Source organism: Rhizorhabdus dicambivorans (assembly GCF_002355275.1).
In the GTDB taxonomy this organism is placed as follows: Bacteria; Pseudomonadota; Alphaproteobacteria; order Sphingomonadales; family Sphingomonadaceae; genus Rhizorhabdus; species Rhizorhabdus dicambivorans.
Window position 1 is genome coordinate 517410 of the sequence record NZ_CP023449.1, and the last position, 23635, is coordinate 541044.

Below are 23635 nucleotides of genomic sequence, written 5' to 3' on the forward strand. Positions count from 1 at the left end.
CACGCGCGGTCGCAGATAATGTCCACCCGATCCATCATCGGACTCTCCCCGTCCGGTCGTTGCCGGACAGGCCATTCTACGCTGATTCGCGCCCGGCGATAATCGGCAATCGTCGCTGCACCGCAATGTACCGGTCCCGTTGTGGTCGGGGCACTTGCTGCCTAGAAGTGTCACCATGTCGCACATGATCCAGCTCGATCCGATCGCTGCCCTGATGCTCGCGATCATCGTCGCGCTGTGGGTGGCGGCGGCGGTCGCCTCGATCATCATGGGGTTGCGGCGCGACGCGGTCGCCAAGTCCCGCGCCCGCGATGTCGAGCGGCAGGGTGCCCTGCTCGCCAGCGCGCCCGCCGTGCCCTTCCGCATCGGGCAGGACGGGCGGATCGGCGCCGATCCCCGCCTCGCCCACTGGCTGGGGCTGGAAGCCATCCCCGCCAGCATCGACGAGATGGCGGGGCAGGGCGCCGGCGGCATATCGGTGGTCGATGTCGAGGGGCTCGCCGCCGACGTCAACGCCGCCTTCCAGGCCGGCCGGCCGTTCGAACGCGTCCTCCATCTCGCCGGAACCGACCGGGTGCTGCTCGCGCGTGGGCGCCTCGCCCCGCCCGCGATCGGCGACGGGGTGATCGTGTGGCTGTTCGACAATAGCGAGGCGGAGCGTACGATCGCCCGGCTGTCGGCCGATTGCCAGTCGATCAGCGACGCGCTCGACAGCTGCCTCGCGCTGATCGAGGCGGCGCCCTTCCCGATGTGGCATCGCGGGCCGGACCTGAAGCTCGCCCTGGTCAATTCGGCCTATGTCCGCGCGGTCGAGGGCGAAAGCGCGGAGGATGTCGTCGTCCGCGGCGTCGAGCTGGTCGATGCCGCCGAGGGCCGCCCGCCCCGCGCCACCGCGCTCGCCGCGCGCGATACCGGGCGGATCAAGACCCATGTCGTCCCCGTCACCCTGGGCGGCCAGCGCCGCACCATGCGGATCACCGACGTGCCGATGGGCGAGCATGGCGTCGCCGGCTATGCCTTCGACATCCAGGACCTCGAACAGACGCGCGGCGAACTCGGCCGTTTCCAGGAGGCGCAGCGCGAGCTGTTCGACCGGCTCTCGGCCGGCGTCGCCCAGTTCGCGCCCGATCGCAGCCTGATCTTCTTCAACCAGCCCTTCCTGCAATTCTTCGCGCTCCAGCCCGAATGGCTGGCCGACCGCCCCGAGTTCGATCGGGTGCTGGAGCGGATGCGCGAGACCCAGCGCCTGCCCGAGGCGCGCGACTTCCCCGGCTGGAAGAATGAGCGGCGCCACTGGTTCAACGCGGTGGATTCGGTCGAGGAGACCTGGACCCTGCCCGGCGGCCAGCATCTCCGCGTCGTCGCCCAGCCGCTGCCCAATGGCGGGCTGCTGCTGTTCTTCGAAGACCGCACCGAGCAGGTCCAGCTGTCCAGCGCGCGCGACACGCTGCTCCGCGTCCGCGCCGCCACCTTCGACAATCTGTTCGAGGCGATCGGTGTGTTCGCCGCCGACGGGCGCCTCCACATCTGGAACCAGAGCTTCCGCGACATCTGGGGCCTCAGCGACGCCGATCTCGCCCAGAATCTGCGCGTCGACGCGATGGTCGAGCTGGTCGCCGCCAAACTGGCCGATCCGTCGCGCGCCCAGCTGCTGCGCGATCTCGTCCGCATCGCCACGGTCGATCGCCAGGCGCGCACCGGCCGCATGGCGCTGGCCGACGGCCGCTATTTCGACTTCGCGGTGGTGCCGCTGCCCGACGGCAACGCGCTGTTCACCCTGCTCGACATCACCGCCTCGCGCGGGATCGAGGAAGCCCTTCGGGGGCGCGCCGACGCGCTGGAGGAGGCCGACAAGCTCAAGACCGCCTTCGTCGCCAATATGTCCTACGAGCTGCGCGTGCCGCTCACCTCGATCGCCGGTTTCGCCGAGCTGCTCGATGCCGGCTATGCGGGCGAGCTGCCCGGCGTCGCGCATGAATATGTGAAGGCGATCCTCGCCTCGGTCGGCCGGCTCGGCAGCCTGGTCGAGGACGTGCTTGACCTCACCCAGGGCGCCGCCGGCAACCTTCCCCTCGCCGAGGAGGATGTCGACATGGGCGCGCTGCTCGGCGAGGCGGTCGAGGGCGCCCGCAAGGCAGCCGCCGCCAAGCCGCTCAGCCTGGTCGTCGACATCGATCATGACCTCGGCATGATGCGCGGCGATCCGCGCCGCCTGCGCCAGATCGCCGACCATCTGCTCAACAATGCGATCACCTACACCCCGCCCGCCGGCAAGGTGACGATCCGCGTCCATGGCGACGACGACCTGATCGTCTGGACCGTCGCCGACACCGGCCAGGGCATGGAGCCCGCCCAGCGCGCCGGCATCTTCGACGCCTATCCGCGCATCGACGCCAGCAATGACGAGGGCAAGCAGCTGATCGGCATCGGCCTGCCGCTCACCCGCCAGCTGGTCGAGGCGCATGGCGGCTCGATCGCGCTGGAAAGCGAGCCGGGGCGGGGGACGACGGTGACGATCCACCTGCCCCGCCGCCATGTCGAGCATGGCGATGGCTAGTCGTCACGGGCCCACGCCTTCCGTCATCCCGGATCAGGTCCGGGATGACGGTGATGTTATGGCGATGAGCCGGTGATCCTCGCCGGCCCTGACGAAACCGCCGCCGCGGGCGCCGCGCTCGCCGCCGTTCTCCGCCCCGGCGACGTGGTCGCGCTGTCGGGCGATCTCGGCGCGGGCAAGACGACCTTCGCGCGCGGGCTGCTCCACGCGCTGGGCTTCCAGGGCGAGGTGCCGAGCCCGAGCTTCCCGATCGTCATCCCCTATGCGCCGCCCGAGCTGGCGATCCCGCTCTGGCATGTCGATCTCTACCGGATCGAGGACCCGGAGGAGCTGCTCGAACTCGGCCTGGACGAGGCTCGCGCGGACAGCGTGGTGCTGATCGAATGGCCCGAGCGGATGGGCCGGCTGCTCTGGCCCGATGCGCTGCGGCTGACCATCGCCCCGCACGGCACCGATGCGCGCCGCTTGACTTGGGAAGCGCCCGCGCCATGGGAGGGCCGATGGCCAGTACGATGATTCCCCCGCCCCACGCCTTCCCCTTCCTCGACCGCGCCGGCTGGTCGGATGCGGAGGTGTTGCCGCTGGCAGGCGACGCCAGTTTCCGGCGCTATTTCCGGGTTTTGCGTGGGGGCGAGACGGCGGTTCTGATGGATGCGCCGCCCGAGCATGAGGACAGCCGCCCCTTCCTCGCCGTCGCCCGCCATCTCGCCGCGATCGGCTTCCGCGCGCCGCGCGTCCTGGCCGAGGATCTGGAACAGGGGCTGATCCTGCTCGAGGATTTCGGCGACGCCCGGATGAAGGAGGTGATCGACGCCGATCCGCTGGTCGAGACCCATATCTATGGCGAGGCGATCGATCTGCTCGCCGATCTCCACGGCCATGCGGCCGGGCCGCTGCCCCCCTATGACATGGCCGTCTATCAGCGCGAGGCGGCGCTGTTCCCTGAATGGTACATGCCCGCCGTCGGCCTCGATCCCGACATGGCAACGTGGCAGGCCGCCTGGCATGACGCGCTGGCGCCGATCGCCGCCGATCATTCGATCTCGGTGCTGCGCGACTATCATGCCGAGAATATCATGCTGCTCGGCAACAAGGATCTCGGCCTGCTCGATTTTCAGGACGCGCTGGCCGGCCACCCCGCCTATGATCTCGTCTCGCTGCTCCAGGACGCCCGCCGCGACGTCGCGCCCGAGCTGGAGGCGGCGATGATCGCGCGCTACGCCGCGCGCCGTCCGTTCGACGAGGCCGCCTATGCGCTGCTCGGGGCGCAGCGCAACACCAAGATTCTCGGCATCTTCACCCGCCTGTGGAAGCGCGACGGCAAGCGCCGCTATCTCGATTTCCAGCCGAGGGTGTGGGGCTATCTGGAGCGCGACCTCGCCCATCCCGCGCTGGGGCCGGTCAAGGCGTGGTTCGACGCCCATGTCCCCGCCGCCAGGCGCGCGCCCTTCGACTGGAGCGCGATCGCATGAGCTTCGCCAAGCCGCTGTCGCTGCGCCCCAACCCGGCCGCATCCCCGGTCGGCACCGCGATGGTGCTCGCCGCCGGGCTCGGCAAGCGGATGCGCCCGCTCACCGCCACCCGCCCCAAGCCGCTGGTCGAGGTCGCGGGCAAGCCGCTGCTCGATCATGTGCTCGATCGGCTGCGCGGCGCCGGCATCGGCCGGGTGGTGGTCAACGTCCATTATCTCGCCGATTCGCTGGAGGCGCATCTCAAGCGCAAGGCAGCCGACCTCGACATCCGCGTTTCGGATGAACGCGGCCTGCTGCTCGAAACCGGGGGCGGGGTGGCGAAGGCGCTGCCGCTGATCCCCGACGATCATTTCCTGATCGCCAACAGCGACAATCTCTGGGTCGACGGCCCGGTCGACGCGATCAGCCTGCTCGCCGATCGCTGGGACGATGCGGCGATGGACGCGCTGCTGCTGCTCGTCCCGCTCGCCCGTGCCAACTGCCATAGCGGCCTCGGCGATTTCCACATGGACGCGAACGGCCGCATCACCCGCCGCCGCCCATCCAAGGTCGCGCCCTTCGTCTATACCGGGGTCCAGATCGTCTCGAAGCGGCTGTTCACCGACCTGCCGGAGGGGCCGTTCGGCTTCATGCTGCTGTGGGAACGCGCCATCGCCGCCGGCCGCGCCTTCGGCCTCGTCCACCAGGGCCTGTGGTTCGACGTCGGCACACCCCCCGCGATCGGCAAGACTGAGGCGCTGCTGGGGCGGAATTGACGATATCCGTCGCCCCGGCGGAGGCCGGGGCCGTCCCGATGTTCACGCATCCGAGCCGCTGGCGGCCCCGGCCTCCGCCGGGGCGACGATTCGCAACGGGGCTTCCGCCTCCGTCATGGTCGGTTAGAGTAGCTAGCCGATGACCACCCCCGCCGTCTTCACCATTCCCGCGCACCGCGCCTTCGCCGATGCGCTGGCGGCGGGGCTGATCGCCCAATATGGCCCCGATCCGCTGGCGCTGGCGCGCACCGCGATCCTGGTGCCCAACAACCGCGCGGCGCGCGCGATCAGCGATGCCTTCGTGCGGCGGGCCGAGGGCGGATTGCTGCTGCCCCGGCTCGTCGCGATCGGCGATCCCGAGCTGGACGAGCGGCTGGGCGGCCTGCTCGATCCGATCGCCGGCGAGGACGAGGCACCGATCCCGCCCGCGATCGACCCGCTCGAACGGCAGATGATCCTCGCCCGGCTGACGTCGGAGGCGCGCGCCGCCGCCGGGGCGCCGGTCGACGGCGGCGAGGCGATCCGGCTGGCCGGCGAACTCGGCCGCACCCTCGATCAGCTGCTGATCGAACTGGTGCCACCTGCGCGGCTCAAGGATCTGGTCGACCTGCCCGACCTCTCCGACCATTGGCAGCGCTCGCTCGACATGCTCGAAGCGATCCTGACCCGCTGGCCGGCCGAGCTGGAGAAGCGCGGCCGGATCGACCTGGCCGACCGGCGCAACCGCCTGCTCGATCGCGTGGCGAAGCGCTGGCGCGGCGATCCGCCGCCCGGCCCGGTCATCGCCGCCGGCATCGCCAGCACCACCCCCGCCGTCGCGGCGCTGCTCGCCATCGTCGCCCGGCTGCCGCGCGGGATGGTCGTCCTCCCCGGCATCGACACGATCTCGGCGCGTGAAGAGTGGGACGCGCTGGGCCCGCACGAACCCCGCGACGCCGAGGAGCGCGCGCCGCGCCCGATCGAGAGCCACCCTCAGTTCGCGCTCAAGCGGCTGCTCGACCGGATGGGAGTCGGCCGCGAGGAGGTCCAGACCTGGCGCTGGGGCGGCGGCCGTGACGCGCGATCGGTCCGCGCCCGGGCAATCGCCAATGCCATGGCGCCCGCCGCCTTCACCGACAAATGGCACAAGCTGCCCCCGGCCGAACGCCGCCTGACCGGCGTGCGCGCGATCGAACTGGCTAACCCCGCCGACGAGGCGCAGACGATCGCGCTGGCACTGCGCGAGGCGATCGAGACGCCGGGCCGCACTGCCGCGCTCGTCACGCCCGATCGGGTGCTGGCCCGCCGCGTCGCCGCGCACCTCGCCCGCTGGGGGATCGTCGCCGACGATTCGGCGGGCACCCCGCTGTCGCTGACCCCGGCGGGCACCCTGCTGCTCGCCATCGCCGAGGCGGCGGCGGAGGGCTTCGCGCCGGTCGCGCTGCTCGGGCTGGTCAAGCATCCGCTGGTGCGGCGGGGCGAGGAACGCGGCGCCTGGCTCGATGGCGTCCGCCGGCTCGATATCGCCTTGCGCGGCCCCCGCCCGCCCGCCGGGCTTGACGGCGTCGCCGCCTTCCTGCGCGACGGCGAGGGCGTGGTGAAGGCGAAGCGCGCGCGGGCGATCGGCTGGTGGGAAGCGGTGAGGCCGCTGCTGGGGCCGTTGCAAGCCGCTTTTGCACCCCTCCCCTTCAGGGGAGGGGCTGGGGGTGGGGCCTCTCCACAAACACACCGCCGCGAGGAGGACAGGCCCCATTCCAACCCCTCCCCTGAAGGGGCGGGGCTCTCATCCCTCCTCGCCGCCGTTCGCGAGGCCGCGACATCGCTGGCGGGCGATGCCGCCTGGTCGGGCCCCGATGGCCGCGCCGCCGCCGATCTGATCGCCGAGCTGGAGGCGACCGCGCCGCTCGGCCCCGCCGGTTTCGATCCCGCGAGCCTCGCCCCCACATTGCGCCTGCTGATGGATGCGCAGGCGGTGCGTCCGCCGCAGGGCGGCCATCCCCGCCTGTCGATCTGGGGCCTGCTCGAAGCGCGGCTGCAGCATGCCGATCTGATGGTGCTGGGCGGGCTCAACGAAGGGGTGTGGCCGCCGCTGCCCAGCCCCGATCCCTGGCTCGCCCCGCGCATCCGCGCCGAACTGGGGCTGGTCGGGCTGGAGGCGCGGATCGGCCTGTCCGCGCATGATTTCGCCATGGCATTGGGGGCGCCGCGGGTGATCGTCACCCGCGCCCGGCGCGACGCGCGCTCGCCGACCATCGCCTCGCGCTTCTGGCTGCGGCTGGAGGCGATGACCGGCGGCATCACCCGCGAGCATCGCCTGCCCCATTGGGCGGCGGCGATCGATCGGCCCGCCGGCCCGCCCGAACCCGCCGGCCGGCCGCGCCCCGCGCCGCCGGTCGCCGATCGCCCGTCGATCATCGCCGTCACCAAGCTCGACCGGCTGAAGGCCGATCCCTTCGCCTTCTATGCCGATGCGATGCTGAAACTGTGGTCGCTCGATCCGGTCGACGCCGATCCCACCCCCGCCTGGCGCGGCACCGCCGTCCATGCGGTGTTCGAGCGCTGGATGAAGGAGGACGCCTGCGATCCCGAGCGGCTGATCCCCCGCGCGCGCGTCCTGCTCGACGAGATGGCGGCGCACCCGGTGATGCGCGCCCTGTGGGAGCCCCGGCTGATGGCGGCGCTGGAATGGATCGCCGATGCGATGCGCGCGCTGAAGGCGGAAGGGCGCCACGCGCTGGTCGCCGAAGTGAAGGGTGAGGTCGACGTCGCCGGCATCCGGCTGAAGGGCACGGTGGACCGGATCGACCGGCGCGGCGACGGCCGGATCGCGATCATCGACTACAAGACCGGCATGCCGCCCAGCGCGGCGGCGGTGGCGGAGGGCTATTCGATGCAGCTCGGCCTGCTCGGCCTGATCGCCGAGCGCGGCGGCTTCGACGGGGTCGACGGCGTGCCGGTCGACTTCGAATATTGGTCGCTCGCGCGCAACCGAGAGAATGGCTTCGGCTATGTCTCGCGCCCGGTGGGCGGCAAGGACGGGATCGATCCCGAACGCTTCACCGCGCTCGCCGCCGAGACGCTGGGCCGGGCGGTGCGCAAATGGCTGACCGGCCCGGCTCCCTTCACCGCCAAGCTGGCCCCCGAATATGCGCCTTATGGCGATTATGACCAGTTGATGCGGCTCGATGAATGGTATGGGCGCGACATGGCCCTGCTGCCCGGCGAGGCGGAGGAACCGGCATGAGCAACCGGCTCCGCCCGCTCGATCCGCTGCTCGATCAGCAGCGCACCGCCTCCGACCCCAAGGAGCTGGTCTGGCTGTCGGCCTCGGCCGGCACCGGCAAGACCCAGGTGCTGACCGCGCGGGTGCTGCGGCTGCTGCTCAACGGTGCCGCGCCGGAGGCGATACTGTGCCTCACCTTCACCAAGGCCGGCGCCGCCGAGATGGCCGAGCGCATCCATGCCCGGCTCGCGCGCTGGGCGGGGCTGAAGCAGGACCAGAAGCTGGTGCAGGACCTCGGCCGGCTCGGCGAGGATGCGACGCCCGAGCGGCTCGCCCGCGCCCGCCAGCTGTTCGCGCGGGTGCTGGAGGCGCCGGGTGGCGGCCTGCGCATCCAGACCATCCACGCCTTCTGCCAGACATTGCTCGCCGGCTTCCCGTCGGAAGCGGGGCTTGCCCCCGGCTTCCGCCCGCTGGAGGGGCGGGAGCAGGCGACGCTCGCCCGCCGCACCCTTGCCGATCTGGTCCAGGATGCGCAGGCGGGGGGCGATCTCGGCCTGATCGACGACATCAAGGCGCTGAGCCTCCGGCTGGGCGAGGCGCGCGCCGAGGGCTATCTGGGCGACTGCGCCCGCGCGCCCGAGGCGATGGAGAGCCTGGGGATACGGCAGGGCATCGAGCCCCGCCTGCGCCGGACGCTCGGCGTGCCCGATGGCGATGTCGAGGCGGCGATCGAGGCCGCCTGCGCCGATCTCGACCTCGACTGTTTCCATGCGGTGGCGCGCGCCAACCGCGACTGGGGAACGGCGACCGGGCTCGTCGCCGCCGATCTCGCCGCCGCCTTCCTCGCCGCCAGCCCACGCGCCCGCGCCGCGATGCTCGACGACATCCTCGGTCTCGTCCTCACCAAGGCGCGCGAGCCGCGCAAATATCAGGCGGGCCTGCTCAAGGCCGATGCCGCCTATCCCGATCATTGCGGCCGCCTCGCCGAACAGGTGCTGCGCCTGATCGGCTGGCGCGAGCGCGCCGAACTGGCGGCGCTGATCGGCGCGGCGCTGCGCGCGGGGCAGGCCTATGCCGCCGCCTATGCCCAGGCCAAGCGCGCTGCCGGTCTGGTCGATTTCGACGATCTGATCCGCAAGGCGGTCGAACTGCTGCAGACGCCGGGCATGGGCGACTGGGTGCGCTACAAGCTCGATCAGGCGACCGACCATATCCTCGTCGACGAGGCGCAGGACACCAATGCCCGGCAATGGGCGATCGTCGCGGCGCTCGCCTCCGATTTCTTCGCCGGCCATGGCGCGCGCGGGCGCAAGCGGCGTACCCTGTTCAGCGTCGGCGATTTCAAGCAGGCGATTTTCGGCTTTCAGGGCACCGATCCGCTCGCCTTCGAGGCCGCCCGCATCGCCTTCGCCCGCGAGGCCGAGGCGGGATCGCAGGACGCGCCCGAACAGCGCCTGTTCCAACAACTGTCGCTCGATCGCAGCTTCCGCTCGGCGCCCGCCGTGCTGGAGCTGGTCGACCGCCTCGTCGCCGATCTCGGTCCCGACGAGCTGGGCCTGTTCACCCCCACCGATCGCCATGTGCCGTGGAAGGCCGACCTGCCGGGCCGGGTGACGCTGTGGCGCCCGGTCAGCCTCGACGGCATCGCCGGGCCCGATGACGATGCGGGCGAGGAGGGCTGGATCGACGACGCCACCCGCGCCTTCGCCAACCGGCTGGCCAAGCAGGTGCGCGACTGGATCGAGCAAAGGCTGTGGCTGTCGGGGGAGAAGCGGCCCGTCCAGCCTGGCGACATCATGATCCTGGTCCGCCGCCGCGCCGAACTCGCCTCGCTGATCGTCGCCCGGCTCCATGCCGAGGGTGTGCCGGTCGCAGGCGTCGACCGGCTGCGGCTGACCGCGCCGCTGGCGGTGCGCGACCTGCTCGCGGCGATGCGCTTCGCCACCCAGCGCGAGGATGATCTCAGCCTCGCCTGCCTGCTGGTCTCGCCGCTGTTCGGCTGGAACCAGGAGGAACTTTACCGGGTCGGCCATGGCCGGGAGGGGGCACTGATCGACGCGGTGCGGGCCAAGGGCGCCGCCGCCGCCAATGTCGCGCTGGACGACATCCTCGCCCGCGCCGATTTCACCACCCCCTATCGCTTCCTCGAACATCTGCTGACCGGGCCGCTCGACGGGCGGCGCAAGCTGCTCCACCGGCTGGGGCAGGAGGCGCGCGACCCGATCGAGGAACTGCTCAACGCCGCGCTCCAGTTCGAGGGCACGGCGACCGCCAGCATCCAGCGCTTCCTCGACTGGTTCGATCGCGGCGAGGTGGAGATCACCCGCGACAGCGCGGCCCCCTCGGGGGCGGTGCGGGTGATGACGGTACACGGCTCCAAGGGGCTGGAGGCGCCGCTCGTCATCCTCGCCGACGCCACCGGCAATCCCGAGGCGGCGCCCACCACCCGGCTCGACTGGAAGATCGATCCCGACGGCCCCGCCGTCCCGGTGCCCCGCCCGCGCAAGCAGGAGATGGTCGAGGAGATCGCCGCCGACGCCGCCGAACTGGCCCGGCGCGAGCGGCAGGAGCATTGGCGGCTGCTCTATGTCGCGCTGACCCGCGCGCGCGAGCATCTCGTGATCGGCGGCGCGCTCGGCGTCCGCGCGCGGGGCGAGCCGCCCGAGCAGAGCTGGTACAAGGCGGTCGACCGGGCGATGGCGGGGCTGGGCGGCGATTGGGTGCCGGACGAGCATTGGGGCGAGGCGCGCCACTATCAGGGCAGCGCCGCCGACAGTGGCGCCCGCACCCCGCCCCGCGCGCGCCGTCCCGCGCCGTTGCTGGCCGAGCCGGACTGGCTCCGCCGCCCCGCCCCGCCCGAGGCCCGGCCGCCCCGCCCGCTGGCACCATCCTCGCTCGGCCCCGACGACGTACCCGATCCGCCTCCTTCGGCGGCGATGCGGGAGGCGGCACGGCGCGGTTTGCTGCTCCACGCGCTGTTCGAACGTCTGCCGGTGGTGCCGGCCGAGCGGCGGATGCCGGCAGCAGAGCGCTGGCTCGCCGGATCGGCCGGGGTCGAGGATGCGGCGGTGGCGCGGGCGCTGGCCGACGATGCCTGTCGGATCATCGCCGATCCGCGCTTCGCCGCGATCTTCGGGCCGGATGCGCTGGCCGAGGCGCCGGTCGCCGCGGTGGTGGAGGGGGAGGTGATCGCGGGAACGGTCGACCGGCTGCTGGTCACGGCCGAGCGAATCCTGGTGGTCGATTTCAAGACCGGCCGCCGCGTGCCCGCCGGGCTGGACGCCGTGCCCGCCCACCATCTCCGCCAGATGGCCGCCTATGCCGCCGCGCTGCGGGTGATCTTCCCCGGCCGGCCGGTCGAGGCGGCGCTGCTCTACACCGCCGGGCCGAGCCTGATCGCGCTGCCCGATGCGCTCCTCCATTTCGCCGCCCCGGCGACGGAGAAAGAGCGGCTTTAGGGGGGAGGAGCAAAAGCTTGGGCAAGGCCGTTGAGCGGTTCGCGCGGCCATCCTACATCTGGGGCTGAAACCAAGGAGCTTTTCCCGATGCCGACCAAAGCGATCACCGATTCGTCGTTCAGCGACGACGTCCTCAATGCCGACAAGCCGGTGCTGGTCGACTTCTGGGCGGAATGGTGCGGCCCGTGCAAGATGATCGGCCCGGCGCTGGAAGAGATTGCCGACGAGCTGGGCGAGCAGGTGACGATCGCCAAGATCAACATCGACGACAATCCTGATGCCCCCGGCCGCTATGGCGTGCGCGGCATCCCGACGATGATCCTGTTCAAGAACGGCCAGCCCACCGCCACCAAGGTCGGCGCCGCGCCCAAGAGCGCCCTCAAGGGCTGGCTCGAAGGCGAGCTGTAAACAGCGGCGTCGCACCGGCCTCCGCCGGGGCGACGTCTTTCAATCGAACAATACCGCCTTCGCCAGGTCCCACATCGCAGGCGAATTCGCCGCGATCGCGCCCTTGCCGGGCACGTCGAGCCGATAGGGCTCGCCGTCGTTGCGCGCGATCCGGCCGCCCGCTTCCTCCAGCATCAGCGCGCCCGCCGCATGGTCCCAGACATGGGTGCGCTCGTAGAGGGCGATGTCGTTCCGCCCCAGGATCAGCCGGGGATATTGCTCGCCCGCGCAGCGCGGGATGGCGACGATCTCCAGCCGCCCCTCGGCGCGGCGGCGGACGTCGGCCTGGCGGTCCTCGGGCATGAAATAGGTCGCGATCGCCGCCTTGGGCAGCGCCCCTTCGGAACGCCGCGCGGTCACCCGCTCGCCGTCGAAGAAGCAGCCGGCCCCGCGCCGCGCATGGGCGATCCGCCCGCTTACCGGATCGAGAATCCACCCCGCCTCGCGCTCTCCGTCCACCGACAGGCCGATCATGATCGCGAAGGGGCTCTTGCCCTCGGTGAAATTGTTGGTGCCGTCGAGCGGATCGATGATCCAGGCGACACCCTCGCCGACGCGATCGACGATCGAGGGATCGGCGGCGGCCGCCTCCTCGCCGATGATCCGTGCCTCGGGCAGCAGCCGGGTAAGCCCCTCGCTGAGCAGCGCCTCGCTCTCGCGGTCGACGATGGTGACGAAGTCGCCCGGCGTCTTCTCGCCATATTCATGGGCGGCAAGATTGCGGAAGCGCGGCATCATGATGTCGCGTGCCACCCCGCGCATCAGGTCCAGGACGGGCTGGTAGAGGCCGTGCATCAGGTCAGCGGGATCATGACATTGTCGGCATAGCCGGGCCGCGCCTTCAGCCGCTCATACCAGGCCTCGACATGCGGCCGGGCGGGCCGTTCGATGTCGAGCGTGAACCAGGTGTGGGCATAGACGCCCATCGGGATGTCGCCGATCCGGAAACTGTCGCCCGACAGCCAAGGCTTTTCCGCCAGTGCGGCATCGAGGATCGCCATCTTCTCGCCGCAGGTCGCGGCCGATGCGGCGATGGCGGCCAGGTCACGATCGGCCGGCGCGGTGCGGACGATGCCCCAGAAGGCATTGAACTGGGCGGGCGCATAGGAGGTCTGCCAGTCCATCCAGCGATCTGCCAGCGCCCGTGCCCGCAGATCGTCGGGCCATAGCGCGGGAGCGTATTTCGCCGCCAGATAACGCAGGATCGCGTTCGATTCCCACAGCACGAAGCCGTCATCCTCGATCGTCGGGATCAGCCGGTTGGGGTTCATCGCCAGATAGGCGTCGGTGAAGCCGAACTTCCCCCCGATGTCGCGCCGTTCATGGTCGATCCCCGCCTCGACCGCCGCCCACGCGACCTTCTTGACGTTGTGCGAGTTCAGCCGGCCCCAGATAATCAGCGACATTATGTTTCCTCCGGAAAGTCCGGCACCGGCCCGCTCCCCCGCCCGGCCCGCCATTGATTATACCCTGTGGGAGGCCGGGTGGGGGAGCGGGCCGGTGCCGTTATCGGCGTCAGCCGATCAAAAAAGCCCTCAGCTGCGGTAATCGGCGTTGATCGAGATATAGCCGTGGGTCAGGTCGCAGGTCCAAACCGTGGCGCGACCGTCGCCGAGGCCGAGGTCCACCCCGATCTCGATCTCCTTGCCCTTCAGATGCGCGGCGACCGGCGCCTCGTCATAGCCCTCCACCGCCAGGCCGCCGCTGGCGACCTGGGTTCCGCCGAAGCGGATCGACAGCCTGTCGCGCTCGGCGGGCTCGCCGGCCTTGCCGACAGCCATCACCACGCGGCCCCAGTTGGCGTCCTCGCCCGCGATCGCGGTCTTCACCAGCGGCGAATTGGCGATCGACATGCCGATGCGCTGGGCGCTGGCGTCGCTCTCGGCGCCCTCCACCGTGATCGCGATGAACTTGGACGCGCCCTCGCCGTCGCGGACCACCTGCTGGGCGAGGTCGAGGCACAGCTCGGTCAGTGCCGCCTGCAGCGCATCGGCGCCGGCATCGTCGATCGATTCGAGCCGGGGATTGCCCGCCTTGCCGGTCGCGAAGGCGAGCACGGTGTCGCTGGTCGATGTGTCGCCGTCGACGGTGATGCAGGAGAAGCTCTGGCGGTTCGCGCTGTCCAGCATCGCCTGGAGCAGGCCGGGCGCGATCGCAGCGTCGGTGAAGATGAAGCCCAGCATCGTCGCCATGTCCGGCGCGATCATCCCCGATCCCTTGATGATGCCGACCAGCTCGACCCGGGTGCCGCCGATCATGGCCGATGCGCGGGCGCCCTTGGCGAAGGTGTCGGTGGTCATGATCGTGGCGGCGGCTTCCTCCCAGCTCGCCTCGGGCGCCTGCAGCACCGCGTCGATCCCGGCCTCGGCCTTGTCGATCGGCAGCGGCACGCCGATCACGCCGGTCGAGGCGACGAATATGTCCGACGGCTTGCAGCGGACCGCGCCGGCCACCCGCGCGGTGATAGCCTCCACCGCCGCGCGCCCCCGGTTGCCGGTGAAGGCGTTGCTGTTGCCGGCATTGACGACCAGCGCCCGCGCCTGGCCCAGCGGCAGCGCGGCGCGGCACCATTCCACCTCGGGCGAGGGGCATCTGCTTTTCGTCGTCACCCCGGCGACGGCGGTGCCTTCGTCGAAGGCGGCGAAGGTCAGGTCGGCACGGTCCCATGTCTTGTAGCCCGCGCGCGCCACAGCGATCCGCACGCCGGCGATCGGCGGCAGATCGGGGAAGGATGCGGGGGCAAGCGGGGAACGGTCCATGGGTGACTCCGGAATGATTGCCGGGCCTATAGGGGGAGCCGGCCAACTTTTGAAGTTCAGCCCCAAAAGATCCTCCCTGTCCTAAGGACGGGGAGGGGGACCACTCGAAGAGTGGTGGAGGGGTCGGCGCGCAGCGCCGGCTTCGCCGCCGCCGCCTCCACCATTCGCCAGGCGAATGGTCCCCCTACCCACCGCTGCGTGGCAGGGAGGAACTGCGCCGTACAATTGACCAATGCCGGAACGGAACCTATCTGCACCGGGATCATTTGCGCGGCGGCCCGTTGGCCGATCGCACAGCCCTGTCTCAAGGAATGCCCATGCTCGGCGGCCTCGCCAAAGCCCTCTTCGGTTCGTCGAACGACCGCTATGTGAAGTCGCTGCGCCCGATCGTGCAGAAAATCGGCAGCTATGAGCCCGCGCTGGAGGCGATGAGCGACGAGGATCTGGCCGGCCAGACGGTGAAGTTCCGCCAGCGGCTCGATGCCGGCGAGACGCTCGATTCGCTGCTGCCCGAGGCGTTCGCGACGGTGCGGGAGGCGGCGCGCCGCGTGCTCGGCCAGCGCCATTACGACGTGCAGATGATCGGCGGCATCGTCCTCCATCGCGGCGAGATCGCCGAGATGCGGACCGGCGAGGGCAAGACGCTGGTCGCGACCCTGGCGGTCTATCTCAACGCGCTGCCCGGCCAGGGCGTCCATGTCGTCACCGTCAACGATTATCTCGCCACCCGCGACGCCGAATGGATGGGCCGGGTCTACCGCTTCCTGGGGCTGACCGTCGGCACGATCGTCCCGAACCTCACCGACGGCCAGCGCCGCGATGCCTATCGCTGCGACATCACCTATGGCACGAACAACGAGTTCGGCTTCGATTATCTGCGCGACAACATGAAATATGAGCGCAGCTCGATGGTCCACCGGCCGTTCCACTATGCGGTGGTCGACGAGGTCGATTCGGTGCTGATCGACGAGGCGCGCACCCCGCTGATCATTTCCGGCCCGACCGACGACAAGTCCGAACTGTACAAGTCGGTCGATGCGATCGTGAAGCAGGTCGAGAAGTCGGACTATGAGTTCGACGAGAAGCAGCGCTCGGTCGTGCTGACCGAGGATGGCACCGAACGGCTCGAGCGGCTGCTGGAGGCGGCCGGGCTGCTCGAGGGCGACAATCTCTATGATTTCGAGAATACCCAGGTGGTCCACCACCTGAACCAGGCGCTGCGTGCCAACATCGCGTTCAAGCGCGACACCGACTATATCGTCAAGGACGGCAAGATCATCATCATCGATGAGTTCACCGGCCGCATGATGGATGGCCGGCGCTGGTCGGACGGCCTGCACCAGGCGGTCGAGGCCAAGGAAGGCGTCAATATCGAGCCCGAGAACCAGACGATGGCCTCGATAACCTTCCAGAATTATTTCCGCATGTATCCCAAGCTGGGCGGAATGACCGGCACGGCCGCGACCGAGGCCCATGAATTCTACCAGATCTACAAGATGAACGTGGTCACGATCCCGACCAACCTTCCGGTCAAGCGGATCGACCAGGACGACGAATTCTACAAGAACATCCAGGACAAGTTCGCCGCGATCACCCAGGCGATCCGCGAGGCGAAGGAGCGCGGACAGCCGGTGCTGGTCGGCACCGTGTCGATCGAGAAGTCCGAGCTGCTGTCGGAATTCCTGACCAAGGAGGGCGTCGCCCACAACGTCCTCAATGCGCGCTACCATGAGCAGGAAGCGCATATCGTGGCGCAGGCGGGCCGGCTCAACGCGGTGACGATCGCCACCAACATGGCCGGCCGCGGCACCGACATCCAGCTGGGCGGCAACCTCGAATTCCGCCTGCTCGACGAGCATCCCGACCTGGAGATCGGCACCCCGGAGTTCGACGCGGCGGCCGAGCGCATCCGCGCCGAGATTATCGTCGAGAAGGAGCGGGTGCTGGCCGCCGGCGGCCTGTTCGTGCTCGGCACCGAGCGGCATGAGAGCCGCCGCATCGACAACCAGCTGCGCGGCCGTTCGGGCCGCCAGGGCGATCCGGGCCTCAGCCGCTTCTACCTGTCGCTGGACGATGACCTGCTGCGCATCTTCGGCCCGCAGACGATGTTCGCGCGGATGATGAACAAGAATCTGCAGGATGGCGAGGCGATCGTCAGCCCCTGGATATCCAAGGCGATCGAGACCGCGCAGAAGAAGGTCGAGGCGCGCAACTACGACGTCCGCAAGCAGGTCGTCGAATATGACGATGTGATGAACGATCAGCGCAAGGTGATCTACGAGCAGCGCGCCGACATCATGGATGCCGAGACCGTCGACGAGGTGGTCGCCGACATGCGCGCCGAGACCGCCAATGCGATCGTCGGCGAGGCGTGCCCGCCCAACAGCTATCCCGAGCAGTGGGACATGGAGATGCTAACCGCGCGCGCCGCCGACGTGCTCGGCATCGCCCCGCCGTTCGACGAATGGCTGGCGCAGGACGGCATCGATCCCGAGCTTCTGACCGAGAAGGTACAGGCCGAGGCGGATGCGATCATCGCCGCCAAGCAGGCCGACATCGACGAGCAGAGCTGGCACGGCATCGAGAAGAGCGTGCTCCTCCAGTCGCTCGATCATCACTGGAAGGAGCATCTGGCGACGCTCGACGCGCTGCGCCAGGTCATCCACCTGCGCGCCTATGCGCAGAAGACGCCGATCAACGAATATAAGCAGGAAGCCTTCGCGCTGTTCGAGCGGATGCTGGTGGCGATCCGCGAGGAGGTGACCCGCATCCTCGCCCACGCGCATTTCGAACGCACGTCGGAGCTGCCCGAGCTGCCGCCGATGCCCGATTTCATCACCAGCCATCTCGACCCGCTGACCGGTGAGGACAATTCGGGCGACCGCGATGCCGGCGCGCTGGGCCTGATCTCCAGCCGCGCGCCGCAGGGTGCGCTCGGCCTGGCCGGAGACGGCTTCGCCATCTCGCCCGAGGTCGCGGCGACGCTGACCCGCAACTCGCCCTGCCCCTGTGGATCGGGCCGGAAATACAAGCACTGCCACGGGGCGCTTTGAGCAGCCAAAGCCTCGAGACGAAAAGCCGTCATCCTGAACTTGTTGCAGGATCCACCGTTTCACGGGAGAGGACGGCGCGGATGACGGGTGGATGCTGAAACAGGTCCGGCATGACGGTTCAGGCGGGGCGCGGCGTCCGGATGCTTGCCCATGAAATCCCCCATCAAACGCTGGGGCTGGTTCCTGCTCGGCTGGATGATGGTGGCGCTGGGCTTCATCGGCGCGGTGCTGCCGGTGATGCCGACGACGATCTTCCTGATCCTTGCCGCCGGCTGCTTCAGCCATTCCAGCCCGCGCTTCGAGGCCTGGCTGCTCGACCATCAATGGTTCGGCCCGTCGATCCGCCGCTGGCGCGAGCGTGGCGCGATTCCGCGCACGGCGAAGATCGTCGCGATCGTCAGCATGGCGGGCGGCTATGCGGTGCTGCTGTTCACCGTCGATCCGCTGTGGTGGATCGACCTGATCGTCGCCGCCGCGCTGATCGCCTGCGCGGCCTATGTGGCGACGCGGCCCGACGCCTGAAAGCACCGCGCGGGCCCGCCTGCGCAACGACGTTGCGGCATGCGGCACTGGCGTTCACCATTTAACGAAAGTTTACATCAACGCCTTTCCCTTAACCGCAATCTGTAACTAAAAGGCTTCGAAGAGCGGCGCTTAGCCGCAGGGGAGCAGTTCGAGTCCGATGGAGAGCCCAGCCGACGCCGGTCGCCTGCTGACGCTTGCGGAGACGCTTGCGGGGCTCGGCTATTGGCGCTCCGATCGCAGCAGGAACAACTTCTCCTGGTCGCCCCAGATGTACCGCATCCTGGGGATCGCGCCCGATGCGGCGCCCGGCCCCGACCTGTTCCGCGCCCATTATCATCCCGACGATCTCGACAAGGTGGAGTTCGCGGTCGGCGAGGCGGCGCGCACCGGCACCATGCCGCCCACCCGGTTTCGCTGGATCCGTCCCGACGGCCGGCTCGTGCACATCGAGGTCGCCGCCCAGCGTGAGGGCGAGGGCGAGATGATCGGCATATTGCGCGACGTGACCGAGGAGGTCGAGGGCGAGCGGGCGCTGATCGCGGCACGGGATCAGGCTCGCGCCGCCGAACGCACCAAGGCCGAGATGCTCGAGGTGATGAGCCACGAGATCCGCACCCCGATGCACGGCGTGCTAACCGCGATCGACCAGCTGCGCCGCGATCCGAGTGATGCCCAGCGTGCCGCGCTGCTCGCCAATCTCAGCCAGGGCGCCTCGACGGTGATGAGCGTGGTCGACGACATGCTCGATTATACCAGGGTCGAGGCTGGCCGCGTCGTGATCGAAAGCATCAACTTCGACCTGAAGTCGGTGGTCCGCACCACGGTGGACCTGTTCAATGGCACCGCCGCGGCCAAGGGGCTCAGCCTCGACGTCCATGGGCTGGACGGCGATCCCGCGATCCTGAAGGGCGATCCCGCGCGGCTCCAGCAATTGCTGTCGAACCTGATCGGCAATGCCATCAAGTTCACCGAGACCGGCAGCGTCTCGGTCGGCCTCTCGCCGACCCGGTCCGACGACAAGGCCGATTACTGGATGATCATCGTCCGCGACAGCGGCCAGGGGCTGGGCGAGGAGGCGCTGGGCCGAATCTTCTCCCGCTCGGAGCAGGCCGATGCGGCGCGGCTGCGGATGCAGGGCCGCACCGGCCTCGGCCTTGCGATCAGCCAGCAGCTCGCCGAGGCGATGGGCGGGTCGATCGCGGTGGCGAGCGATCCCGGCAAGGGCACGACCTTCTCGGTCGAACTGCCGTTCAAGCGCGCTGACGCCGATGCGGTCCGCGCCGCGGCCGAAGCGGTTCCGACCGGCCCGATGCGCATCCTGCTGGCCGAGGACAATCCGATCAACCGCCGGCTGATGGCCGGGCTGCTGACCCGCGAGGGCCACCAGGTCGTCGCGGTCGAGGACGGGCGCAAGGCGCTGGGCGCGATCTCCGGACAGCCGTTCGACCTGATCCTGATGGACATGCAGATGCCCGAGCTGGACGGCATCGCCGCGACCCGGGCGATCCGCTCGCTGGATCCCCCCGCCTCGAACACCCCGATCCTGGCGATCAGCGCCGATTCGGCGCCCGAGCGGCGGCGCGTCTATTTCGATGCCGGCATCGACAGTTTCCTGCCCAAGCCGATCGTCTCCGCGCAGCTGCTGGAAATGATCGCCAAGATGCGGCGCAAGCCCACCGGCCCCGATATCGCCGGCGGCGACAGCTTCAACCGCGAACGCCTCAATGTGCTGGTCGAGAATGCCGGCTATGAAGACGCCGCCGTGCTGATGAAGATGCTGCTGTTCGACGTCAGCGATCGGCCGCAGCGCATCGGGGCGGCGGTGCGGGGCCAGGCCTGGGAGCTGGCGGCGGCGGAGGCGGAGGCGCTGCGCTCGCTGCTCGACAGCTTCGGCACGTTCAGCCTGTCGCGCCTTCTCGCCGCGATCGGCCGGCAATGCACCCGCCACGAATGCCCGCCCGCGCTGCTCGACGAACTGTTCGAGCAGGCCAAGGCGCTGGCGGCGCTGCTCCACGCGGAATTCGGCTCGGTGCCCAGCGCAATCGCCCATGCGATCGACAATGTGGTGGAGCCCGATTTCGGCAGGCGCAAGAACTAGGCGGTATCGTCGCGCCGGCTCCATCCGATCCAGGTTCGGATGGGCAGGGTGCGACTCGTTGGTGACGGGGTCGCATAATCCCGCTATTGGCGCGGTCCCATGAAAGATTTACCCACCGTCGCGATCGTCGGCCGTCCGAACGTCGGCAAGTCGACGCTGTTCAACCGTCTGGTCGGCAAGAAGCTGGCGCTGGTCGACGACCAGCCGGGCGTGACGCGCGACCGGCGCGAGGGCGACGCCTCCCTGCTCGGCATGGACTTCAAGATCATCGACACCGCCGGTTTCGAGACCGACGACCCGCAGACCCTGCCCGGCCGGATGCGCGCGCAGACCCAGGCGGCGGTACGCGACGCCGATGTCGCGCTGTTCATGATCGACGCGCGCGCCGGGCTCACCCCGCTCGACGAGGAGATCGCCAACTGGCTGCGCGGTGAGGATACGCCGGTGGTCGTCCTCGCCAACAAGGCTGAAGGCAAGGCCGCCGAGCATGGCGTGCTGGAGGCGTTCAACCTGGGCCTCGGCGATCCGGTTCCCTTCTCGGCCGAGCATGGCGAAGGGATCGTCGACCTGTTCGAGGCGCTGCGCCCGCATGTCGACCGCGAGGAGGACGAGTTCGCGGAGGACGCGGACGACGATGAGGAGGCGAGCGGCCCGCTCAAGCTCGCCATCGTCGGCCGTCCCAATGCCGGCAAGTCGACGCTGATCAACAAGATCCTCGGCGAACAGCGGATGATCACCGGGCCCGAGGCCGGCATCACCCGCGATTCGATCGCGATCGACTGGGACTGGAAGGCGCCCGATGGCGAGATCCGCCCGATCCGGCTGATCGATACCGCCGGCATGCGCAAGCGCGCCAAGGTGCAGGACAAGCTGGAGAAGCTGTCGGTCGCCGACGGCCTGCGCGCGGTCGACTTCGCCGAGGTCGTCGTGCTGCTGCTCGATGCGACGCTGGGGCTGGAGGCGCAGGACCTGCGCATCGCCGACAAGGTGCTGCAGGAGGGCCGCGCGCTCATCATCGCGCTGAGCAAATGGGATGTGGCGCAGGACCCCCCCTCGCTTTTCCAGGGGGTGCGCGCGGCGCTCGACGAGGGGCTGGCGCAGGTCAAGGGCCTGCCGCTGCTCACCGTCTCGGGCGAGACCGGGCGCGGCATCGACCAGCTGCTCCAGGTCGCGCACGAGACCCGCGAGGCCTGGTCGAAGCGCGTCTCGACCGGCCAGCTCAACCGCTGGTTCGAAAAGGCGATCGAGGCCAATCCGCCGCCCGCCCCCGGCGGCAGGCGGATCAAGCTGCGCTACCTGACCCAGGCGCGCACCCGCCCGCCCAGCTTCGTGCTGTTCGGCACGCGGGTCGATCAGCTGCCGGAGAGCTACAAGCGCTATCTGGTCAACGGCATCCGCCGCGAACTGGGCTTCGGCGCGGTGCCCGTGCGGCTGACCGTCCGGGCGCCCAAGAACCCGTTCGACTGAAATGGTGCCGGTCCGCGTCGATGCGCGCGGGATGCGCTGTCCCTGGCCGGTGCTGCGGCTTGCGCGGGCGATGCGCGAGCTGGGCGGCGGACCGGTCCTGATTCTCGCCGATGATCCGATCGCGCCCGGCGAGATCGCTGCGCTTGCCGCGGCGCAGGGGTGGGATGTCGTGGCGGCGGGCGAAGCGCATGGCTGGATCGTCGCTTCGACCAAAGTCTGACGCCTCCGCCGAAATAGTTTCTGATGCCGTAACGAAAGCCGAAAACCGGGGCTAAACAAGACCATGCCGGTAACCTGTCATTTACGCCCCTGCCCTATGTTCCTTCCCGGGCAGCCAGGATGGCGAACGGGACATGGGCATGGTGCAGAGCGGCAACGGGGTGGTGAACTGGACGACGTTCGACCAGACGCGTGCCCTGATCGGCAATGATTTCACCAAGATCCTGGGCTATTATCGCGACGATGCCGCGAAATGCGTGGTCGCGGTCGAGCAGGCCTACAAGCTGCGCGACGCCGTCTCGATGGTCCGCCCGGCGCACACGCTGAAGGGCGATTCGCTCCAGTTCGGCGGCGAGGCGCTTGGCAAGCTGGCCGAGCATATCGAACATAGCGCGCGCCGCTGCGTCGAGGAGCACAGCGCCCCCGACAAGCTCGACGCCGAGATCCTCCAGCTGCGCCCGCTGCTGATCGAGACGCTGTCCCATTTCGAGCGCGCCCTGGCCAAGACCGCCGCCGTCCCGATGATCCGCCGCCCCGCCGCCGCCGGCTTCGGCCGCAAGGCGGGCTGAGCCTCAAGATTTTCCAGAGATAAACGCGGCTGACCCCCTTCCTGGCGGGAGGGGGTCAGTATGTAGGTACGCTGTTTCAACAGGCGTCCCCCCAGCGCAGGCTGGGGTCCATGTCTCTATTGCCTAAATGGTGCGGCTCGCTTTGGGAGCCGCGTTCGGACTGATCGCCTTCACTCCTCCAGTGCCTTGCTCTGCAGCTGGATGTAGTTCTGGATGCCCATCCGCTCGATCATCTCGAACTGGGTCTCGAGATGGTCGACATGCTCCTCTTCCGAATCGAGGATCGACTGGAGCAGGTCGCGGGAGATGTAGTCGCGGACCTGCTCGCAATAGGCGATGCCGTCGCGCAGCTGCGGGATCGCCTCATTCTCCAGCGCCAGATCGGCCTTCAATATCTCCTCGACCGTCTCGCCGATGCGCAGCCGGCCGAGCAGCTGGAAATTGGGCAGGCCGTCGAGGAACAGGATGCGTTTCGCCAGCCGGTCGGCATGCTTCATCTCGTCGATCGATTCGCCATATTCGAACTTGGCGAGCTTCTCGATCCCCCAATGCTCCAGCATCCGGTAGTGGAGGAAATACTGGTTGATCGCGGTCAGCTCGTTCTTGAGCGTCTCGTTGAGGATCTCGATGACTTTCGCGTCACCCTTCATCTTGGCCTCCACAATGATATCGGCTCGCGTCCTAATATAGATGCGTACCGATTAAAAGGCCGGGCAAGTTGCTTGTTCCAAAATAAGCTAATAAAAACAAATAGTTGAAATCGTTATTCATTCGCAATCAGCGATAGGGCCGCTGTTGTGATTCATTCGCACGAACGAAAAGGCCGCCCGGAGGCGGCCTCGTCATCGCGGAAGTGTGCGCGGATCAGGCCGCGACCGATTCTTCCTCGACGATGCTGCGGGCGAAAGGCAGGCACTGGCCGCAGCGGGGACGGCGCCCCAGCGCCTCATAGGCGCTGCGCGGGCAGGTCGCGCCCTTGCGGACGGCGTCGCGCACCTCGGTTTCCCTGATCGCATTGCAGACACATACAACCATGCAGCACCTCTCGAATCAC

The 23635-nt window shown here is 69.1% G+C and carries 18 protein-coding genes; 13 read left to right on the plus strand and 5 right to left on the minus strand.

The window, feature by feature from the left end; translation table 11 throughout:
- Positions 1 to 175: 175 nt before the first annotated feature.
- The 7 genes from CMV14_RS02495 to trxA all read left to right on the plus strand — a co-directional run bounded on the left by CMV14_RS02495 (position 176) and on the right by trxA (position 11852).
- On the plus strand, positions 176 to 2557 hold the full coding sequence (locus CMV14_RS02495; protein WP_066960374.1) for a PAS domain-containing sensor histidine kinase: 2382 nt from the start codon (positions 176 to 178) through the stop codon (positions 2555 to 2557).
- 72 nt (positions 2558 to 2629) lie between these two features.
- Positions 2630 to 3073 (plus strand): tRNA (adenosine(37)-N6)-threonylcarbamoyltransferase complex ATPase subunit type 1 TsaE, encoded by a 444-nt coding sequence (gene tsaE / locus CMV14_RS02500; protein ID WP_066960377.1) that lies wholly within the window; start codon positions 2630 to 2632, stop codon positions 3071 to 3073.
- Complete coding sequence (locus CMV14_RS02505; RefSeq protein ID WP_066960380.1) at positions 3070 to 4029, plus strand: aminoglycoside phosphotransferase family protein; 960 nt, start codon at positions 3070 to 3072, stop codon at positions 4027 to 4029. The genes tsaE and CMV14_RS02505 overlap by 4 nt, the downstream gene beginning before the upstream one ends.
- Positions 4026 to 4784 carry a nucleotidyltransferase family protein gene (locus tag CMV14_RS02510; RefSeq protein WP_066960383.1) on the plus strand — a complete coding sequence of 253 codons (759 nt, stop codon included), beginning with the start codon at positions 4026 to 4028 and terminating at the stop codon, positions 4782 to 4784. The genes CMV14_RS02505 and CMV14_RS02510 overlap by 4 nt, the downstream gene beginning before the upstream one ends.
- 139 nt (positions 4785 to 4923) lie before the next feature.
- Positions 4924 to 8007: a double-strand break repair protein AddB gene (addB, locus tag CMV14_RS02515; protein ID WP_096367658.1), complete on the plus strand. Its 3084-nt coding sequence runs from the start codon at positions 4924 to 4926 to the stop codon at positions 8005 to 8007.
- Entirely contained in the window at positions 8004 to 11444 is a 3441-nt protein-coding gene (gene addA / locus CMV14_RS02520) for a double-strand break repair helicase AddA (RefSeq protein WP_066969700.1), read from the plus strand. Before addB ends, addA begins: the two co-directional genes overlap by 4 nt.
- Before the next feature lie 87 nt (positions 11445 to 11531).
- Complete coding sequence (gene trxA, locus CMV14_RS02525; RefSeq protein ID WP_066969698.1) at positions 11532 to 11852, plus strand: thioredoxin TrxA; 321 nt, start codon at positions 11532 to 11534, stop codon at positions 11850 to 11852.
- 39 nt (positions 11853 to 11891) lie between these two features.
- Here trxA and CMV14_RS02530 read toward each other — a convergent pair whose 3' ends face one another.
- The 3 genes from CMV14_RS02530 to argJ form a co-directional block, all read right to left on the minus strand.
- Positions 11892 to 12686, minus strand: a complete 795-nt coding sequence (locus CMV14_RS02530) for an inositol monophosphatase family protein (protein ID WP_066969696.1) — start codon at positions 12684 to 12686, stop codon at positions 11892 to 11894.
- A complete protein-coding gene (locus CMV14_RS02535) occupies positions 12686 to 13297 on the minus strand; it encodes a glutathione S-transferase family protein (RefSeq protein WP_066969693.1) in 612 nt (203 codons plus the stop codon). The genes CMV14_RS02530 and CMV14_RS02535 overlap by 1 nt, the downstream gene beginning before the upstream one ends.
- 129 nt (positions 13298 to 13426) lie before the next feature.
- Positions 13427 to 14650 carry a bifunctional glutamate N-acetyltransferase/amino-acid acetyltransferase ArgJ gene (gene argJ, locus CMV14_RS02540; RefSeq protein WP_066969690.1) on the minus strand — a complete coding sequence of 408 codons (1224 nt, stop codon included), beginning with the start codon at positions 14648 to 14650 and terminating at the stop codon, positions 13427 to 13429.
- A gap of 317 nt (positions 14651 to 14967) precedes the next feature.
- Between argJ and secA the strand changes: the two genes are divergently transcribed.
- The 6 genes from secA (at position 14968) to CMV14_RS02570 (ending at position 22581) form a co-directional block, all read left to right on the plus strand.
- Positions 14968 to 17703: a preprotein translocase subunit SecA gene (secA, locus tag CMV14_RS02545; protein WP_066969710.1), complete on the plus strand. Its 2736-nt coding sequence runs from the start codon at positions 14968 to 14970 to the stop codon at positions 17701 to 17703.
- A gap of 150 nt (positions 17704 to 17853) precedes the next feature.
- Positions 17854 to 18225, plus strand: a complete 372-nt coding sequence (locus tag CMV14_RS02550; RefSeq protein WP_066969686.1) for a YbaN family protein — start codon at positions 17854 to 17856, stop codon at positions 18223 to 18225.
- Between the two features lie 160 nt (positions 18226 to 18385).
- On the plus strand, positions 18386 to 20326 hold the full coding sequence (locus CMV14_RS02555; RefSeq protein WP_066969684.1) for an ATP-binding protein: 1941 nt from the start codon (positions 18386 to 18388) through the stop codon (positions 20324 to 20326).
- A 99-nt stretch (positions 20327 to 20425) separates the two neighbouring features.
- Positions 20426 to 21793 (plus strand): ribosome biogenesis GTPase Der, encoded by a 1368-nt coding sequence (der, locus tag CMV14_RS02560; protein ID WP_066969682.1) that lies wholly within the window; start codon positions 20426 to 20428, stop codon positions 21791 to 21793.
- Between the two features lies 1 nt (position 21794).
- Positions 21795 to 22013 (plus strand): sulfurtransferase TusA family protein, encoded by a 219-nt coding sequence (locus CMV14_RS02565; RefSeq protein WP_066969680.1) that lies wholly within the window; start codon positions 21795 to 21797, stop codon positions 22011 to 22013.
- 133 nt (positions 22014 to 22146) lie between these two features.
- Entirely contained in the window at positions 22147 to 22581 is a 435-nt protein-coding gene (locus tag CMV14_RS02570) for an Hpt domain-containing protein (protein ID WP_238147170.1), read from the plus strand.
- A gap of 170 nt (positions 22582 to 22751) precedes the next feature.
- On the opposite strand, the gene bfr is transcribed toward CMV14_RS02570, so the two are convergent.
- Both bfr and CMV14_RS02580 read right to left on the minus strand, forming a co-directional pair.
- Positions 22752 to 23231 carry a bacterioferritin gene (gene bfr / locus CMV14_RS02575; protein WP_066969706.1) on the minus strand — a complete coding sequence of 160 codons (480 nt, stop codon included), beginning with the start codon at positions 23229 to 23231 and terminating at the stop codon, positions 22752 to 22754.
- A gap of 214 nt (positions 23232 to 23445) precedes the next feature.
- A complete protein-coding gene (locus CMV14_RS02580; protein WP_066969677.1) occupies positions 23446 to 23616 on the minus strand; it encodes a (2Fe-2S)-binding protein in 171 nt (56 codons plus the stop codon).
- Between the last annotated feature and the right edge of the window lie 19 nt (positions 23617 to 23635).

What these genes read in the sequence shown, in the direction of transcription:
- CMV14_RS02555 (WP_066969684.1), top strand. Translation starts at nt 18,386, where the DNA reads ATGGAGAGCCCAGCCGACGCCGGTCGCCTGCTGACGCTTGCGGAGACG.
- der (WP_066969682.1), top strand. Translation starts at nt 20,426, where the DNA reads ATGAAAGATTTACCCACCGTCGCGATCGTCGGCCGTCCGAACGTCGGC.
- CMV14_RS02570 (WP_238147170.1), top strand. Translation starts at nt 22,147, where the DNA reads ATGGGCATGGTGCAGAGCGGCAACGGGGTGGTGAACTGGACGACGTTC.
- bfr (WP_066969706.1), bottom strand. Translation starts at nt 23,231, where the DNA reads ATGAAGGGTGACGCGAAAGTCATCGAGATCCTCAACGAGACGCTCAAG.
- secA (WP_066969710.1), top strand. Translation starts at nt 14,968, where the DNA reads ATGCTCGGCGGCCTCGCCAAAGCCCTCTTCGGTTCGTCGAACGACCGC.
- CMV14_RS02550 (WP_066969686.1), top strand. Translation starts at nt 17,854, where the DNA reads ATGAAATCCCCCATCAAACGCTGGGGCTGGTTCCTGCTCGGCTGGATG.
- argJ (WP_066969690.1), bottom strand. Translation starts at nt 14,650, where the DNA reads ATGGACCGTTCCCCGCTTGCCCCCGCATCCTTCCCCGATCTGCCGCCG.
- CMV14_RS02580 (WP_066969677.1), bottom strand. Translation starts at nt 23,616, where the DNA reads ATGGTTGTATGTGTCTGCAATGCGATCAGGGAAACCGAGGTGCGCGAC.
- CMV14_RS02565 (WP_066969680.1), top strand. Translation starts at nt 21,795, where the DNA reads ATGGTGCCGGTCCGCGTCGATGCGCGCGGGATGCGCTGTCCCTGGCCG.
- CMV14_RS02530 (WP_066969696.1), bottom strand. Translation starts at nt 12,686, where the DNA reads ATGCACGGCCTCTACCAGCCCGTCCTGGACCTGATGCGCGGGGTGGCA.
- CMV14_RS02510 (WP_066960383.1), top strand. Translation starts at nt 4,026, where the DNA reads ATGAGCTTCGCCAAGCCGCTGTCGCTGCGCCCCAACCCGGCCGCATCC.
- CMV14_RS02535 (WP_066969693.1), bottom strand. Translation starts at nt 13,297, where the DNA reads ATGTCGCTGATTATCTGGGGCCGGCTGAACTCGCACAACGTCAAGAAG.
- trxA (WP_066969698.1), top strand. Translation starts at nt 11,532, where the DNA reads ATGCCGACCAAAGCGATCACCGATTCGTCGTTCAGCGACGACGTCCTC.
- CMV14_RS02505 (WP_066960380.1), top strand. Translation starts at nt 3,070, where the DNA reads ATGATTCCCCCGCCCCACGCCTTCCCCTTCCTCGACCGCGCCGGCTGG.
- CMV14_RS02495 (WP_066960374.1), top strand. Translation starts at nt 176, where the DNA reads ATGTCGCACATGATCCAGCTCGATCCGATCGCTGCCCTGATGCTCGCG.
- addB (WP_096367658.1), top strand. Translation starts at nt 4,924, where the DNA reads ATGACCACCCCCGCCGTCTTCACCATTCCCGCGCACCGCGCCTTCGCC.
- addA (WP_066969700.1), top strand. Translation starts at nt 8,004, where the DNA reads ATGAGCAACCGGCTCCGCCCGCTCGATCCGCTGCTCGATCAGCAGCGC.